19 protein-coding genes and 2 tRNA genes are annotated in these 16440 nt (G+C 29.7%); 14 read left to right on the top strand and 7 right to left on the bottom strand.

Annotation, left to right across the window (positions count from 1 at the left end):
* Nucleotides 1-45 precede the first annotated feature (45 nt).
* The 5 genes from C8C83_RS22565 to C8C83_RS22545 are packed head-to-tail and all read left to right on the top strand — an operon-like array spanning nucleotide 46 to nucleotide 2710.
* On the top strand, nucleotides 46-441 hold the full coding sequence (locus C8C83_RS22565; protein ID WP_158598187.1) for a carboxypeptidase-like regulatory domain-containing protein: 396 nt from the start codon (nucleotides 46-48) through the stop codon (nucleotides 439-441).
* A 2-nt stretch (nucleotides 442-443) separates the two neighbouring features.
* A complete protein-coding gene (locus tag C8C83_RS22560) occupies nucleotides 444-794 on the top strand; it encodes a hypothetical protein (protein WP_121330798.1) in 351 nt (116 codons plus the stop codon).
* A 45-nt stretch (nucleotides 795-839) separates the two neighbouring features.
* Entirely contained in the window at nucleotides 840-1100 is a 261-nt protein-coding gene (locus tag C8C83_RS22555; protein ID WP_121330797.1) for a hypothetical protein, read from the top strand.
* Nucleotides 1101-1123: 23 nt separating this feature from the next.
* Nucleotides 1124-1762, top strand: coding sequence for a hypothetical protein (locus C8C83_RS22550; RefSeq protein ID WP_132011915.1), 639 nt, complete (start codon nucleotides 1124-1126; stop codon nucleotides 1760-1762).
* Between the two features lie 18 nt (nucleotides 1763-1780).
* Nucleotides 1781-2710, top strand: a complete 930-nt coding sequence (locus C8C83_RS22545) for a DUF2268 domain-containing putative Zn-dependent protease (RefSeq protein WP_121330795.1) — start codon at nucleotides 1781-1783, stop codon at nucleotides 2708-2710.
* A 31-nt stretch (nucleotides 2711-2741) separates the two neighbouring features.
* On the opposite strand, the gene C8C83_RS22540 is transcribed toward C8C83_RS22545, so the two are convergent.
* Nucleotides 2742-3410 (bottom strand): hypothetical protein, encoded by a 669-nt coding sequence (locus C8C83_RS22540; RefSeq protein ID WP_132011914.1) that lies wholly within the window; start codon nucleotides 3408-3410, stop codon nucleotides 2742-2744.
* A 348-nt stretch (nucleotides 3411-3758) separates the two neighbouring features.
* Between C8C83_RS22540 and C8C83_RS22535 the strand changes: the two genes are divergently transcribed.
* The 7 genes from C8C83_RS22535 (at nucleotide 3759) to C8C83_RS22505 (ending at nucleotide 7872) form a co-directional block, all read left to right on the top strand.
* Nucleotides 3759-4628 (top strand): DMT family transporter, encoded by an 870-nt coding sequence (locus tag C8C83_RS22535; RefSeq protein ID WP_121330793.1) that lies wholly within the window; start codon nucleotides 3759-3761, stop codon nucleotides 4626-4628.
* Nucleotides 4629-4802: 174 nt separating this feature from the next.
* Entirely contained in the window at nucleotides 4803-5270 is a 468-nt protein-coding gene (locus C8C83_RS22530) for a hypothetical protein (RefSeq protein WP_132011913.1), read from the top strand.
* Entirely contained in the window at nucleotides 5267-5641 is a 375-nt protein-coding gene (locus C8C83_RS22525; protein ID WP_132011912.1) for a hypothetical protein, read from the top strand. Before C8C83_RS22530 ends, C8C83_RS22525 begins: the two co-directional genes overlap by 4 nt.
* Nucleotides 5642-6178 carry a hypothetical protein gene (locus tag C8C83_RS22520; protein ID WP_121330791.1) on the top strand — a complete coding sequence of 179 codons (537 nt, stop codon included), beginning with the start codon at nucleotides 5642-5644 and terminating at the stop codon, nucleotides 6176-6178. It begins immediately after the preceding gene.
* A 35-nt stretch (nucleotides 6179-6213) separates the two neighbouring features.
* A complete protein-coding gene (locus tag C8C83_RS22515; RefSeq protein ID WP_121330790.1) occupies nucleotides 6214-6726 on the top strand; it encodes a GNAT family N-acetyltransferase in 513 nt (170 codons plus the stop codon).
* 48 nt (nucleotides 6727-6774) lie between these two features.
* Nucleotides 6775-7125, top strand: coding sequence for a VOC family protein (locus C8C83_RS22510; protein ID WP_121330789.1), 351 nt, complete (start codon nucleotides 6775-6777; stop codon nucleotides 7123-7125).
* A 192-nt stretch (nucleotides 7126-7317) separates the two neighbouring features.
* A complete protein-coding gene (locus C8C83_RS22505; RefSeq protein ID WP_132011911.1) occupies nucleotides 7318-7872 on the top strand; it encodes a hypothetical protein in 555 nt (184 codons plus the stop codon).
* Between the two features lie 92 nt (nucleotides 7873-7964).
* Here C8C83_RS22505 and C8C83_RS22500 read toward each other — a convergent pair whose 3' ends face one another.
* On the bottom strand, nucleotides 7965-8687 hold the full coding sequence (locus tag C8C83_RS22500) for a hypothetical protein (RefSeq protein WP_121330787.1): 723 nt from the start codon (nucleotides 8685-8687) through the stop codon (nucleotides 7965-7967).
* A 448-nt stretch (nucleotides 8688-9135) separates the two neighbouring features.
* A tRNA-Val gene (locus C8C83_RS22495) sits at nucleotides 9136-9210 on the bottom strand.
* Between the two features lie 206 nt (nucleotides 9211-9416).
* Between C8C83_RS22495 and C8C83_RS22490 the strand changes: the two genes are divergently transcribed.
* Nucleotides 9417-10757 carry a WG repeat-containing protein gene (locus C8C83_RS22490; protein ID WP_121330786.1) on the top strand — a complete coding sequence of 447 codons (1341 nt, stop codon included), beginning with the start codon at nucleotides 9417-9419 and terminating at the stop codon, nucleotides 10755-10757.
* Here C8C83_RS22490 and C8C83_RS22485 read toward each other — a convergent pair.
* The 3 genes from C8C83_RS22485 to C8C83_RS22475 form a co-directional block, all read right to left on the bottom strand.
* Entirely contained in the window at nucleotides 10754-11299 is a 546-nt protein-coding gene (locus C8C83_RS22485) for a hypothetical protein (protein WP_121330785.1), read from the bottom strand. The genes C8C83_RS22490 and C8C83_RS22485 overlap by 4 nt on opposite strands.
* Before the next feature lie 37 nt (nucleotides 11300-11336).
* A complete protein-coding gene (locus tag C8C83_RS22480; RefSeq protein WP_121330784.1) occupies nucleotides 11337-12299 on the bottom strand; it encodes a hypothetical protein in 963 nt (320 codons plus the stop codon).
* 112 nt (nucleotides 12300-12411) lie between these two features.
* Nucleotides 12412-12486, bottom strand: a tRNA-Val gene (locus C8C83_RS22475).
* Between the two features lie 263 nt (nucleotides 12487-12749).
* Here C8C83_RS22475 and C8C83_RS22470 point away from each other — a divergent pair.
* Entirely contained in the window at nucleotides 12750-14540 is a 1791-nt protein-coding gene (locus tag C8C83_RS22470) for an ABC transporter transmembrane domain-containing protein (RefSeq protein ID WP_121330783.1), read from the top strand.
* Between the two features lie 590 nt (nucleotides 14541-15130).
* Here the strand turns inward: C8C83_RS22470 and C8C83_RS22465 are convergent.
* On the bottom strand, nucleotides 15131-16300 hold the full coding sequence (locus tag C8C83_RS22465; RefSeq protein ID WP_121330782.1) for a proline dehydrogenase family protein: 1170 nt from the start codon (nucleotides 16298-16300) through the stop codon (nucleotides 15131-15133).
* Nucleotides 16301-16440 lie beyond the last annotated feature (140 nt).

Genomic DNA, 16440 nt, shown 5'->3' with positions numbered 1-16440 from the left:
AGTATAGATTAATTTAAGTCAATTTTGGATATGAAATGCGGTAAAATGGTCTTAATAGTATCTCTTTTTACGCAATTAATTTTTGCACAAAAAAGAGAAGTTAAAGGAATTGTAAAAGATAATTTTGGGCAACCTCTTCCAGGTGCAAATATTCTTATTGAAGGAACAAAAACGGATACTCAAGCAGATTTTGATGGTAACTATGCTATAAAAGTTAATTCAGATCAATTTTTGGTTTTTACGTATGTCGGAATGTGTCCGGAGAAAATTATTGCAAATAAAGCTCAAATAAATGTGATATTATTGCAAGATGAGCCAATTCAGGAAGTAATCGCGCCCGACGTACCCGGTAATCGTAAAAAAAATAAAGCTCAGTACTTGCAAATGATGAAACGAATTTCTGAGAAAGACATAAAAATAACTAATGAAGCAAAAAAGTAGATATGAAGAAATATAAACTATATTTTAAGGAGACTTTAATTGGATCTCTGACCGAAACAAACTGGGATATGAGAAGTTCTGGAGACATAATCTATGCTTTTGATTATTTAGCAGAGTTTCCTGAAAATCCACATTTGGCTAATTATATCAAACATTCTATTGAAGTGAGTCAATTTTACGAAAATGGTGATGTAGAAAACGAAGATAAATTGATTGAGGAAGCAAACAACTATCTTGATCTGATATATTGCTCAGATTGGCTGCTAATAAATGATAAAGGTGAAACAGAAAAAACACTTTGCCCAATGTTTCATGAAAATAATGAAATCACTTGGCAAGTCGATCTTAAATAACAAAGCATAAGATTGATATTGAATGAATTAAAATAAAGCTACATCATGAATATAGAACTACCAATTATGTATCGAATAGAATTAAAAGGTAAAACTGGCGAGGAACATTTGGACTATATTACAAATATTTTAGACAATTATTGTAGTGAACGAAAGCTATTATTGTTTGTACAACAAGGAGTTGACTTTATGGAGGGTTTTGTAGACTATTCTGTAAATCTGGGAAGAAGAACTGAATTAATTGAAAATTTCAGAAACGAAATAGAAAAGATAGACGACAAAATAGAGATTGTATATTGTCATTAATAGCAAATAAGCCTTATAGAAAAATGAAGAAAAGTATCCTATTATTAGTTTTGGCAACAACGCTTTTTTCGTGTAAACAAGAAAATAAGGCAACGCCAGATTCGGTAAAAAATGATCAAAGCAAAAAAAATGATAAAAATGTTTATTCTAAATATGAATATACTGATTCTAACGGCGGAAGTGTAACAATACAAAACAGCTTTCCAAAAGGCGGAATGCGATATAAAGACTCTAAAGGCGATGAATATGTTTACGCTGTATTTTGGACCAAAATAAGTAATGAAACTGATTATCCTCTTGAAGTGAATATTGACTTTCCTCAAGATTCATTTGAAATTCCATCAGTTCCGGATAAATATTTTAAAATATTGATTCCTAAAGATACGATGACGCTTGAGAAAATGCCTTTATTTAATTATGGTTTAACAGATTTGGATTCTTTTTTTGATAAAAATATTGATAAACTATCTTCGTTGAAAAAAACTATTAACCCGAAAGAATCTAGTGCTTTTTATATCGTAACGCTTCGCTTGCTTAAAGGAGTTGAAGGAGTTTTGCGAACAGAACTAAGCCTAAAAGGACAAATTCTTTATTATAAAATAAACGATAAAGAAATTCAATGCGGGAATATTAATTTGAAGAATTTAACGTTAAAGAAATAAACATAAAGTCTGTCGCATATGAAGTTAAATCTATTTTTTACAACATTTTTTATTGTGTTTTCTAATGTTATTCTTGGACAAAGTAATTTCTCAGAGAATCCTTTGGATGCGGTTTTTGAAACAAAAGATTCAAAAAATTTTTGGCAAGCGTTTGATAAAATGGACAAATCAAAAGAAAATCCGTTTGTAGAATACATACAAAAAGGTTCTCCGGGAGTAAAAGCATTTACAGAAAATCGAATAATCAATGCAGATTCGCTTTTTGCTGTTGTAAAAAAAAGAAAGTCAGATTATGAACTTTCAAGAAACGTTCTCGACGGTCTTTCTGTCAAGAAAAAGCGCGTAATAGCGATTTATAGTGCCTTAAAATATTGGTACCCAAATGCCAAGTTCCCTCCTATTTATTTTGTTTACGGAAGATTTAATTCGGGAGGAACATCTGCTCCTGAAGGAATTATCATTGGAATTGAAAAACTTCAAAATCTAGATGGAGTTTCGGGTTTAATCGCTCATGAACTTATTCATTATCAGCAAAAAATTAAAGGAAAAGATGTGCTCTTAAAATGGTGTTTGCTTGAAGGCGGTGCAGATTTTATGGGCGAACTTACTTCGGGAGAAGCTATAAATCAGGCATCGTATAAATATGGCGAGCAAAACCGCGATAAATTATGCGAGGAATTTGTAACGAGATTAAAAAATCCGGATTATCAGGACTGGTTGTACGGAACTTCTAATAAAGATGACAGACCAAATGATTTAGGATATTGGATTGGTTATAAAATAATCGAATCCTATTTTAATAAACAAAAAGACAAACAAAAAGCAATTCAGGAGATAATGAATATAAATGATCCAATGCAATTTTTGAAAGAAAGCGGTTTTTTGGATGTATATATTCAAAAGTATCAAAAATCCAAAAAAGAAAGCTTTGATGATTTTTTTAAGTAAATAAAAATGATCGTGTTACTTTAAAAAAAAACTAATAAAGAATTTGTTTATATCCAAAACCTTCATCTGAAATTTTTAATGAATTCCAAGGGAATTCGATTTCGTAATATTCATTTCGGGTTCCTTCTGTTTTAGTGAGAAATGCAATAATCCAAAATAATTTGTCAGTGTCTTTTTTATAGACCAAATCGAATGTGTATGATTTATATTCCATTTTTTTAGCTGCAATATGCTTTAAAGCAGTTGTTTCGATTTCTTTTAAAGTTTTAAAGCTCTCAAAAGAAAATGTTTCTTTCGGCCAATTAGTTTCTAATATTTGACCGTATTCATCAAGTCCAATCTCTAAATAGTAATTTTTCACACCAATTGATTTCTTTCTTAAGTAAAAACTTAATTCATATGCTGGTATTATTCTGAAATTATTATAAGTTGAAGGCTCTTTTTCGAAAAGCCTTTTTAAATCTATAATTTGACCATGAGAAAATGTAATACTGTCAGTAATTGATGGTAAAATCTTATTCAAATATCCTTTTAAATTAGATTGTATGTTTTTTGGTAAATCATTTTCTGATTTTAATTCTTTAACATAATCTCCATAATAAATGCTGCCTCCTATTTTATCGATAGTCTTTTGAGTTTGTGCTGTTAAGCTATTTATACAAATAGTTAGCAGCGTCATTATCATTAAAAGTTGTTTCATTATAAAATTTCTTTTTATTTGTAGAATGATTTTGTACTACAGTGTTTTGGACTAAATTAAGCTTATTATTATTGTTTTTTTGGATTTTTGAAACAATAAATAAATTATTCTTTAAATATTAAGTTCTATTATTATCCAGTTTTATAGCGCTTTTTATTATTTTTGCAATCTACAATAAAAAAAATATGAACAGAAAAGGTTGTCTTCCTCCGCCAAGATTTTAATATTTCTTAGAAATTTAAAAAGTACAGTTCGGATATTTTGTCCGATGATTCCTTGTACTTAAAATTCTCAATTAAATTTTAATTTAAAAATCTTGTCCTTAAAGGATTGGTAGATAATTTTTTTATGAAAAAATCATATTTATTATTACACTTTGCTGTAATACTTGCCGGTTTTACCGGTGTTTTCGGGAAACTCATTTCTCTTAATGAAGGCTTATTGACTTGGTACAGGATCTTTTTTTCGGCTATTATTTTGTTTTTGATTCTAAAACTTTTTAGAATAGCTGACAAAACCACTTCAAAAGAAAAACTCTATATCGCCAGGATTGGTTTATTAATCACAATACATTGGATTTTCTTTTATGCAAGTATCAAATATTCTAATATTTCTATTGGCGTTGTCTGTTATTGTTTGACAAGCTTTTTTACGGCGGTTTTTAAACCTTTTATTGATAAAGCCAAGGTTAAATTCCTGGAATTGTTCTTAAGTGCGTTGACATTATTAGGTATTAGTTTGATCTTCCATTTTGACACTTCGCATCAGTTAGCGATTGCTTTGGGTGTTATTTCATCAGCTTTTGCAGCGCTTTACACGATTTATAACGAAAGACTTGTGAAAATTTATGATAGTAAAATCATCAATTATTATCAAATGTTAGGCGGAACGATTGGTTTGGGAGTTTTACTTCCGGTTTATCTGTATTTTTTTCCTGCAGAAAGTATTATTCCAAATTTAAAAGATACTTTTTACCTGATTTTATTGTCTCTTTTCTGCACAGTTGGTTTGTATGTGGCTTTTGCCGAAGTTTTAAAAAAGATTCCTGCTTTTACGGTCAATCTCAGCTTTAATCTGGAACCAATTTATGCCATTATATTAGCATTTATCTTCTTTGACGAAAGTAAAGAAGTAAATACGTCATTTTATATTGGATTGTTTTTTGTAATGATTTCGGTTGTTTTGCAATCGATAATTTCTCTCAAGAAAAGTAAATAAAGCATAGAATAATTACAAAAAAGGCACAAGTATTAATTTCTTGTGCCTTTGATTTATAAGATATTTTTTCTGTTGCACTATAATTTTAATGTCTAAGTTTTTGAATAGATAAAGAAAAACTCCCTATTTTCGTAAATACCTTCAAAACCTATAACTTAATACGAAACAAAACATATGAAAAGCACAATACTACTTTTTCTACTTCTTAATAGTTTGTGTTTATTTGCTCAAGTTGTACACGAAAAGGCTAAAGTTTTAAAAACTGAAAATATAAAAATAGACAGTATAGAAGTTCAAATTTCTATTTACGAAGGTAATGCATTTGTAGCCGAAAGTTATTTTACAAAAAGTAAAAGCAAATTGAGTGTTGTTTATTCTGGTTATGGCAAATCATCGTATCAAATTTCAACAAGAGAAGACAGTGCAATGCCAGAAGATTTTTGGCGAACGAATTTATTCAAATTTGAAAATGGAAAAGTGTTGAATCGAAAAGAAAATTTTTGCTTTACCGGAAAAATGAATGCGATTTTTGGAAAAACTGACGAAGAATACAGAAAGTATTTTAGTCAAACTCTAAATTCTGAATTTGTCGAAAAGTACGTTGTTGAGTTGTTTCAAAAAATAAAAAAACATCAAAAATGAAATATATAACAATTCTTGTGTTTCTTTTTGGACTAAATATGTTTGCTCAGGATAGTATTGTGATGAAACAGTCTAAATCTGTGATGTTTTCGAATTGGTATGTTTTTTATGCGGATAGTACTTTTAAACATTATTTTCAGACAGATGATGGGCAAATGTGGTTTGGTGTTGGGAATTATGAAGATAAGGGACGAAAAAGAATTTTAAAATTTAAAGATCCGGATTTGAACTTTAAATGGATTGTAAAAGCGCATTACGAATCTAATTTTGAACGTATTTTAACGCGCAAAAAGTCTCGCTTTAAATCTAAAGATTATTATCATACTTCAAGAAGAAAGTTCGTGTATTTTGAACCTGTTAAAAAGCAATAAATGAGAAAAATTACTTTCACATTTCTAATTATCATTTTGTATTCTTTTACAAATAATAAAGAGGTTTTATCGTTTGGTAAGACTGATTTTTCTGAAACTTGTGTGAATTTAGCTCATGAATTAAGAAAGAACGGACACGGAAAATTGATCAGTAAAAGTGACGGAAAATACATAGAAGCTGCAAACTTTGGTAAAATTTTATTATCGATATCTAAATATGACCTAAATTCAAAGGAAATCTATGAAATAGAAAAAGTTGAGTCAGGGAAATTAAGTAAACTTACATGGGAAATCAAGAATTCTCAAAATATTAAAAGCATTGAAAAAGTGATTTTTAAAACTAATCTGATTCAGGATATTACTATAATTGATTATACTATTTATCGAAAAGTAAAACCAAATTATATTCATTTGAGAGTTGTACAAAATGCATTTGAAGAATTAAACATTGATAAAGTGAAATATCATTCGTTTTTTGAAGAACGATTAATCGGCGCAGATGAAGCTATAGAAGAACTGAATGAAATTGAAAAATAGTTAATGTCAATTATAAATAAAAAAGAGACTCTGGAATGATGAACTTACAAACCTTCCCTATTTTGATTACTGATAGATTTACGCTTCGGAAACTCTCAAAAAATGATTCCGAAGAAATATTGCAATTGCGTTCTGATAAAGAAATAAATAAATTCCTTGACAGAAAACTAAGCAAAACACTAGAAGATGCCTTGAACTTCATTGACAATATAATTGAAAATGATGACCTTTTTTATTGGGCAATTACAAAAACCGATGAGAATAAACTAATTGGTACAATTTGCCTTTTTGACTTTATAGAAGATTCGAAAAAATGTGAAATTGGATATGAACTTCTTACTCAATATCAGGGTCAGGGAGTTATGAGTGAAGCTGCGAAAAAGGTTATCGATTATGCAGGCAAAACACTTGGAATAAAGATAATAAACGCGCAAACACATAAAGAGAACCAAAGTTCGACTAAACTTCTTGAGAAATTAAATTTTAAAAAATTAGAGAGTGTAGTCGAAGATAATCCAAATCTTATTTTATTGAGACTGACAATATAATGCTACATTAAAAAGCTTTTGCAAATAGAAATTCAATATGAAACAATAATGGAAATACGTTTATTGGTTTTAAGAACAAAAGACACTAAAAAGCTTTCTGACTTTTACAATCTATTTGGATTGGAATTTGAATATCACAAACACGGAAATTCACCATTTCATTATTCTGCAACTATTGGAAAAACAGTTTTAGAAATTTATCCTTTGGCAAAAGAACAAACTGAAGCTGACAAAAACCTGAGATTGGGATTTGGAATTGATAACTTTGAAATTATAATTCAGAAATTAGTAGAATTAGAAGTTGTATTTTTATTACCGCCAACCCAAACAGACTACGGATTTATGGCTATAATAACCGATCTTGATGGAAGAAAAATTGAATTGTATAAAAATAGCTAATTCAAGCTATAAGATTAACAGAAATCAAAGTTATTTTATCTCTTTCAAAACTTTTAAACCATAACCGTGAAACAAACATTTTGTATAACATTACTGATTTTAGCGCTTCTCAGTTGCAATAGAAATAGTAAAAAGAAAGTTTACCACCCTCCTATTTCTGCTAATAAAGACACGGTTATTAAACTTACTAAATTGCAAAAACTATTTGTAGTTGGGGATTTTGATGGAAACGGAAAACAAGACACACTTTTTCAGCATAATTTTTCAAAACAGACACAAACTGAAATCGAGAAATCTCCTGATGTTTTTCAAAACGATTGGGATAATGTGGTAAAATGGTTTGACAATCAGGATTCGGATTTGTATTTAACAACAAATAAAAGTAACAGTGATACTTTGCATCTTGGCGCGGGACAAGGACTTTATTGCTTAATTAATATTGGAGACAATAATGACGATCATAAAGACGAGATAGCATTAGTTATCGATAAGTTAGATTTTAGCAGAGTCAATAATTGCGAAATATATTCGCTTTGCAATAAAAAATGGACAGAATTAAAGCATTTTGGAATTCACGAAGGTTCGTTTGATTTTAATAACGAAAAAGTACCTGTTTTTGACAAAATAAAAGATTTCCTTGAAAAACAGAATGGCAAATGGGTTTATCGGGACTATTTGCAAGACACTTATGAAAACGAATCAGAAGCCGGAAAAATGAAAAAACTAAAACTTAAGAAATGCAATTAATACTGATTTAAATTGATTGTAGATAGTATTGATTGCTAGTTTTTTATTTTAGTTATATTTTCCTTAGAAATTAAATTTTAAAATAACAGATTTTATCTTATATCTAAAAAGACTCCTCTAAAATTGGTGGTGTCTATTTTAATTGATTTTTTTGGATAAAAATATAAATTCGTATATTCTATACTTGCTCTTTTTTCTTTTGAATACTTGCCAGGTTCCATTTCTTTTTCATAATCATATCTTGTTTTTACAATACTCACCATAATGCTTTTAATTTCCCCGTCTTTTTCATTAAATTCTACTCCTCCTAAAGGAAAACTTACAGTTTTTTTATTTGGTGAACTTTTGTCGAAAACCTTTTCAATATCGTTTATTACAATTCTGTTTTTCAGTATCTTATAATTGTTGAATTTATATTCTTCGTAACCATATGAATCAAGAGAGTGATAAGTTTTAACTTTAACAACTAAATCATAGTACTTTTCAAAACTAATACGACAGATTGTATCCTTGTATTTATCGAGAGTTTTATCAAATCTATAAACTTGTAAAGTGTCATTTGATTCCCAGGAGCCAATTAATCCTCTTAGATCAAAACCTTCATTTTTATTTCTATCTTCATTTTCTTTAAGCAATCTTGTACCTTCAAACTTTTCATTGGCCATTAGAACATAGCCTATATCGTGTCTATAGATACGATATTTGCCATCTAATGATAATTGCTTTTCATTCTCATATTTTCCTGCGTACTGAGAATAAATAATTTGATTACTCAATAGTAATAGACTTATTAAACCTAAAAGTTTTATTTGCATAAGTATTATTTTAAGATCTGATAACAAATATATAAGTAATACTTTATAGCGCATATCTAGAATCAACACAAAAAACTGTGGAGAAATTTAAAATATTTTGTATTGACTAATTATTTTAACCGCAAAGTACGCTAAGTTTTTTATAAATATCGGATTTAAAAAAAACACAAAGTTCGCAAAGCTTTGTGTTGATATAGCTTTGCGAACTTTGTGTTTTTTTAACATACTATTAGACAAGATCCTTAACGTACTTTGCGGTTAAATTCGTCCAATAATTTTTTATAGATCCACAGGTTTTGTTTTGATCCCTTTTGAACATGATCCGAGGTAAATCCAATATAGAATCTATCCTTACTTTCACTAAATAAGATGTAAACGATAAGATTCATAAAAGTACATAAAGCAAAAAACTCCAAAATCTAATGACTTTGGAGTTTTTGGAAATTTGTGGGCGATGAGGGGTTCGAACCCCCGACCCCCTCGGTGTAAACGAGGTGCTCTGAACCAGCTGAGCTAATCGCCCTATTTTATTAGGTTGCTATCATTTTGTGATTGCGAGTGCAAATATACAGCTAGATTTTGTATTTGCAAGTGTTTTTAGAAAAAAATAAAATAAATATAGCTAATCGTAGTTACGGGCGTTGTGTGCTGGTTTATGATCATTTCTCAATTGAAAATTTAAATCCTAAGAAGCAATTTTTCTATATTAGCTATACAAAACATATAGTAATGGAAAATACAGATGAAATGTTCCAAAATGATTTCGGGACATTAGAAAAGTTAAACGAATACTTAAATCTAAATTCTTTAGATAATAATTTAGATTTAGATAATTTAAAATTTAAAACTTACTCCATTTCGCATCTTAGAGATTCCAACTATTTGTTTAATTACAATGGCAATGAATATGAAATATCTCAAATGGATTATTATGAAGATCGTGATTTTTATGCTTTTTCATTTTACAGATATACATTTTCTTCTAAAAACAATTTATTTGCATCTGTAAAGCCTAATAAGGTTGCTATTCTGCCTTTTTTTGAAAATTTTATTTTTCACGAAAAGTTTAATATAATTATTTGTTCCAGATCTCTTGATAATATTGACGCGAATAATTTAAACGCAAAACAACTGTATTATTTTGATATACATAGCAGATTTATTAAAGAAGAGATTGGTAATTTAAATACCTTGCCAGATATCGCAATGATCGAGAATGAAATTATTCCTATTTCATTTAATCGAAACTATTACTTAGAACAAATACATGATTATAACCTATTTGAGGTATCTAAAATAATAGATGATGATATTGTCGTTTATAGTCTTTCTGATAATAATGGTGTTTTGTATAGTGAAGATTTTTATAATATAATTGTTGTTAACAAAGAAAATGATAATGCTATTCTTCAAAAAGAAGGTTTAATTTTTAATTTGAATTTAAAAAATCGAGAGATTAAAAGATTGCCTTATCATAGATTGTCTGATCATAATGATAATTTAGTAAAAGTTATTATTAATAAAGACGATTCGGTTAAATACGGAATCATTGATTTTAGTGGTAATGAAATAATCAAACCTATCTTCGACTTTATTAATTTTAGTCTTGAAAAAGATAAGTTTAAAGTTTTTACTGGTGCTTATGAGTGGATTTCTAACAAGAAATTTAATAATGAATTTGATAAAGCACTCAAAGAAAGGCTTAAAAGTCCTTATCGTGTAAGCGAGCCTTATTTAGAAGGTAAACTCTTGAATGGAAAATGGGGAATTATTAATGCTGATTTAGAGTATATAATTCCTGCAGAATATGATTGGATTGAAGATTACAATCAAGATTTATATTTAGCAAATATTGGAGGTAATATTTATAGTTATACATCTTTTGATTTGGAAGCTGCTGAAAATTTCGATAAAGAGATTTCGATTCATGACCAGATCGCTATTTTAGATGGAAAGTGGTTTGCAATACATAAAAATACACTGCAAACTGAAGAAACTAAAATAGAACTGTTTTTTGGTGGGGAATTATTAAACGGAATACCTTTAAAATTAAACGGGTATTACAATTAATCACTTCCAAGTATTTGAAGAAATAATATTTTGGTGGAATCTATTTCAAATATTAAATCAATTCCTATAAGTCTGTAAGATGAGCTTTTTTCTGTGATTTTTAGTTCGTAAACACACATTGAATCAGTTATAAATTCATTTTTGAACATACTAATAAAATTCTCATTAACAAGTTTTGTCCGAAGTCCCAAGTCTTTAACTAAGCTGTTTTCAGTATAGTCTAATTGCTGAGCAATAGATTTATCGCTTTCTCTTGGTATTCTTCTTTTTAATGACGCGTTCAATTCTGATTTTAGTCTGTTTTCCCAATCATTAATTTGTTCAATTTCAATATTCCAGTCATTCGGATAAACTCCAAATAACTCATATACATTATTTTGAATACATTTTTCAATATCGCCAGCCGAAAAGTTGAAAGCATATAATTTACATTTCATTCCAACTATTGAGTACGAATTAAGTAATGCTAAAGATGCAAGATAGCCATTAAAATAGTTGATTTTAGTATTTAAAATTTGGTCTTTAAGTTCTTCGTTTAGCATAATTTTGTAAAAATAAGAGGTAAATTGTTGTAATAGACTAATTGTTAATTGAAATAGTTAATGGAATCTCAGCTAAAAAGTCAACTTTTAATCCTTTGTTAATAGCAGGTTCTGCAATATTTATTTGATTTATACTTCTTGTTATTTCTTCACAAAGTTTGCTGTTTTTGTGGTTTACTTTAATGTTTATGATTTGTTTGTTTTTATCTATAACAAACTTTAAAAAAATACGGTGAGCGCCAGGAGTCAAACCAAAAGTGTAAAAATCTACATCTGTCCATATTTGATTTGCAATGCTTTCTTTAAAACATTCTATTGATTTATCATTTTTCGTTGAGCATTTTTTTGTAATAGGAACTTGTTCTACATTATTAGCTAAAAATAAATTTTTACTGTCTATTTCCCTAAAAATAAATTCTTTCTTGACAAACTGTCTTTTGAGTTTTTTTTCTCCTTCATTTCTTAGATATTCTAATCTAACAATATATTCTTGTTTTTCTCTTTTAAACTGAATGGAAACTTTTCTATCGTCTTTATCTGTTTTTATCTTGTCTTCAGAATTTTTGTAATTGACTGGTTTTTCAGGTATTATTTTTTCTATTTCTAGTTTTTTATCTCTATAGAATATTTTTGCGGTTTTGGCATTTGAAAAATGATAATAGCTCCAAATAATTAGTAGGTTTTGGTAATATTTCTCATCATCCAGAATAGTGCCTCCAGTTGATAATTGAATTTGTATGCTATCAGCCAAAACATTTCCTGATGTTTTAGTGTCTAAGTAACCGTCAAATGTTTTAATAATATTGTCATCTTGAGACACAGTTCTATTCGAATGCTTTTCTATAAAACCGTATTTTTTGATTGATGAGTAAATAGTATCTCTATTTGATTCTAAAGGTAAATTGAAGAATAATTTATTAACATCATTTTGAGCATATGAATTCAACAAACTCAAAAAATATATTAGAATGATTAAAAAAATTCCCTTTTGTGATTTCATACTTTACTAATTAGCGACGATTTAAATATACACGCTAACTTATAATAAAAAGATTTTTCAGGGAAATAAAAGGCATAAAAAAACTCCTTAATTTCTTAAGAAGTTTTTTTTGTGGGCGATGAGGGGTTCGAACCCCCGACCCCCTCGGTGTAAACGAGGTGCTCTGAACCAGCTGAGCTAATCGCCCTATTTTACTAGGTTGCTATCGTTTGTGATTGCGAGTGCAAATATACAGTTAGATTTCGTGTTTGCAAGCATATTTTAGAAAAAAATGAAATACTTTTTGCAGATGTTTTTTAGTAAACTCTTTTACAGCTTCTTAAAAGTAAAGAAAATTCAAAAATTATTTTACTTTTAGTTAAAAACACCAATACGAAAACCTAATTGATAATATTCTTTTGTAATCATTTGCTATAGTCATACATTTGCATATCTTAATTGTATACTCAAATGGCAAGATTTCAAGAAAATGATTTACCTAAGGCTAAATTAGACTCTAACTCACTTCAAAAAGCTTTCAGAATTTTTAAATACGGCAAAGGTCACAAATGGAAATTTTTCCTGGGTTTGATCTTCTTATTATTAACAAGTGCCACTGCCCTCGCCTTTCCTAAATTAATGGGAATGTTGGTTGATTGTGTTACCAATAAAAACCTTGACAGAGCAAACGAAATTGCCGTTGGATTAATGGTGATTCTGACGCTTCAGGCAGTTTTCTCTTTTTTCAGAATTTCTCTATTTGTAAATTTTACTGAGAATTCATTATCTAATATTCGTTTTGCGTTGTATGAGAATTTGGTAAAATTACCAATGTCTTTTTACTCTCAAAAACGTGTTGGAGAATTAAACAGTAGAATTAGTGCCGATATTTCGCAACTTCAAGACACTTTTACGACTACAATTGCGGAGTTTTTACGTCAATTAATCCTGATTATTGGAGGATTTGTTATTCTGGGAAATATCAGTCCAAAATTGACTTTAATGATGTTGGCTATTGTGCCAATCGTTGCTGTTGCTGCGGTTATTTTTGGAAGATTTATTCGTAAATACGGAAAGAAAACTCAAGATAAAGTAGCCGAAAGTCAGGTTATTGTCGAAGAAACACTTCAGGGAATTAGCAATGTAAAAGCTTTTGCTAACGAATGGTACGAAATTCAGCGTTATAAAAACAAAATCAAAGAAATTGTACAAATTGCAATTAAAGGTGGTCAATACCGTGGTTATTTTGCTTCGTTTATTATTTTATGCCTTTTTGGATGCGTCGTTGCAGTAGTTTGGTACGGAATCACATTAACTATAAAAGGAGAAGTTGAAGGCGTTGGAGATTTGATTTCATTTGTACTTTACACAACGTTTATTGGAGCATCTTTTGGCGGAATTGCTGAGATGTATGCTCAAATTCAGAAAGCAGTTGGAGCAACAGAGCGTGTTTTTGAATTATTAGAAGAAACTCCGGAAGCAATCAATGCAAATCCAAAAACTTCTCCAATTGAGAAAATTAAAGGAATTGTTTCTTTTAAAAATGTAGGATTTAGTTATCCTTCAAGAAAAGAAGTTCAGGTTTTGAAAGATGTAAATTTCTCAGCTGAATTTGGACAAAAGATTGCAATTGTTGGCCCAAGTGGGGCCGGAAAATCTACAATTTCGTCATTATTATTGCGTTTTTACGATATCACATCAGGAGAAATTCTTGTTGATGGAAAAAATATCTACGATTATGATTTAGAAAATCTTCGTGGAAACATGAGTATAGTTCCTCAGGATGTTATTTTATTTGGAGGAACAATCAGAGAAAATATTGCATACGGAAAACCAGATGCGACAAACGAAGAGATTATGCTGGCTGCAAAACAAGCAAATGCTTTGAACTTTGTAGAAGGATTTCCGGAGAAATTTGAAACTTTGGTTGGAGAACGCGGCGTAAAATTATCAGGCGGGCAACGTCAGCGCATTGCGATTGCAAGAGCATTGCTTAAAAACCCAAGTATTTTGATTCTGGATGAAGCAACATCATCATTAGACAGTGAAAGCGAAAAACTTGTTCAGGAAGCGTTAGAGGTATTAATGGAAGGAAGAACAAGTATTATTATTGCGCACCGTCTCTCAACGATTAGAAACGCTGATAAAATCCTTGTATTAGACAACGGAATAATAACTGAAGAAGGAACGCATCAGGAATTAATAAATCTTGAAAACGGGATTTATAAAAACTTAAGTAACTTACAGTTTAGTAATTCTTAAAGTTTGAAATTTCATTTTTTTTAAATTCCAAATTCCAATAAAAAAAAGCCTGAAATATTTCAATATTTCAGGCTTTTTTTATTGTTGTTTCAGTTTCTATTGTAAAACCAAATCTTTTTCAGGAGCTAAATTATTTTCATAATATTTTTTTCGTCTAGTTTGTCATTTCGACGGAGGAGAAATCACGCTAGAAACTCCGTTATCAAAATCGCCAATCTTTGTCGAGTCCCGCGTGTGATTTCTCCTCTGTCGAAATGACAAGATTGGGGTATATTTAGATCACTCAAACCTTTGTCAAAGTTTAAAACTTTGAAAAGGTATCAATAATTCTATATTTCCGCCTTCGCTCGAAATGGCAAATTTTACGAGAATACAAGTATAACTATAAGCCATCCGGTTCAGGAATAAAAAAAACTCCATTTGCGAATGCAAAATGGAGTTTTTTGTAAAATCTAAAATCTAAAATCTAAAATCTAAAATCTAAAATCTAAAATCTAAAATCTAAAATCTAAAATCTAAAATCTAAAATCTAAAATCTAAAATCTAAAATCTAAAATCTAAAATCTAAAATCTAAAATCTAAAACCCAGACTATTTCCCTTTTCTACGTTTGCGTTCTGCTTTAATCATAGATAATTCGCGGCTTGTTTGACCAGCAACTGAAGTGTTTTCTTCGGCGCGGCGAATCAAGTACGGCATAACGTCTTTTACAGGTCCAAATGGAAGATATTTAGCAACATTATAACCGTTTTCGGCTAGATTGTAGCTAATATTATCACTCATTCCGTATAATTGTCCAAACCAAATTTTATGATCATTTTTGGCAATTCCTTTTTCCTGCATCATTTCCATCAATTTATAAGAACTCAATTCGTTGTGAGTTCCTGCGAAAATTGACATTATTTCTAAATGCTCCAACATATAATGTACGGCAGCATCATAATTGACATCTGTAGCTTCTTTAGAAACACAAATTGGCGAAACATAATTTTTCTCTTCCGCTCTTTTGTTTTCTTTTTCCATGTAAGCGCCACGAACCAGTTTCATTCCGATAAAGAATCCTTCGTTTTTGGCAACTTCATGTAATTTTTTCAAATAATCTAAACGATCCCAACGGTACATTTGTAAAGTATTGAAAACAATTGCTTTCTCTTTATTGTATTTGCGCATCATATCAGTAACCAAATCATCTGCAGCATCTTGCATCCAGCTTTCTTCACCATCAATCAATAAAGCAACATCTTTTCTGTGCGCTTCACCACAAACATGATCAAAACGGGCTACTACTCTATCCCACTCAGCTTGTTCTGCCGGAGTCAACGTTTGTTTTTCTCCTAATTTTTCATACAATTCAAAACGACCAAAACCTGTTGGCTTAAAAACTGCAAACGGAATCGCCAGACGTTCTTTAGCAAATTCAATGGTTTTTAAAGTCATTTCTAAGGCAGCGTCAAATTGCTCTTCCTCTTCTTTTCCTTCAACTGAATAATCTAAAACAGACGAAACCCCTTTTGTAAACATTTTGTCTACCACTGTAATACAATCGTCTTCGTTTACACCACCACAAAAATGGTCAAAAACAGTTGCACGAATCAATCCTTCTACCGGAAGATTTGCTTTAATAGCAAAATTGGTAACAGCAGTTCCTATCCTCACTAAGGGTTGACTGTCGATCATTTTAAAAAGAAAATAAGCTCTATCAAGTTCCGTATCGCTTTTTAGTGAAAATGCAACTTGAGTGTTATCGAATATTTTTTCCATTAAGGTTAGTTTTTTATGCAAATATAAATAGAGTTTTGAATATTATTCACCAAACAGCCTCATAATTTTTAATATCGTTAATAGCTAAATAATAGCAATAATTAAAAAAGTAGGATTTTACTTTAGAAAACAGTAATTTT

This window comes from Flavobacterium sp. 90 (genome assembly GCF_004339525.1).
Lineage (GTDB): Bacteria > Bacteroidota > Bacteroidia > Flavobacteriales > Flavobacteriaceae > Flavobacterium.
Note: the sequence above shows the minus strand (reverse complement) of the source record. Positions and strands in the feature narration are given on the sequence as shown.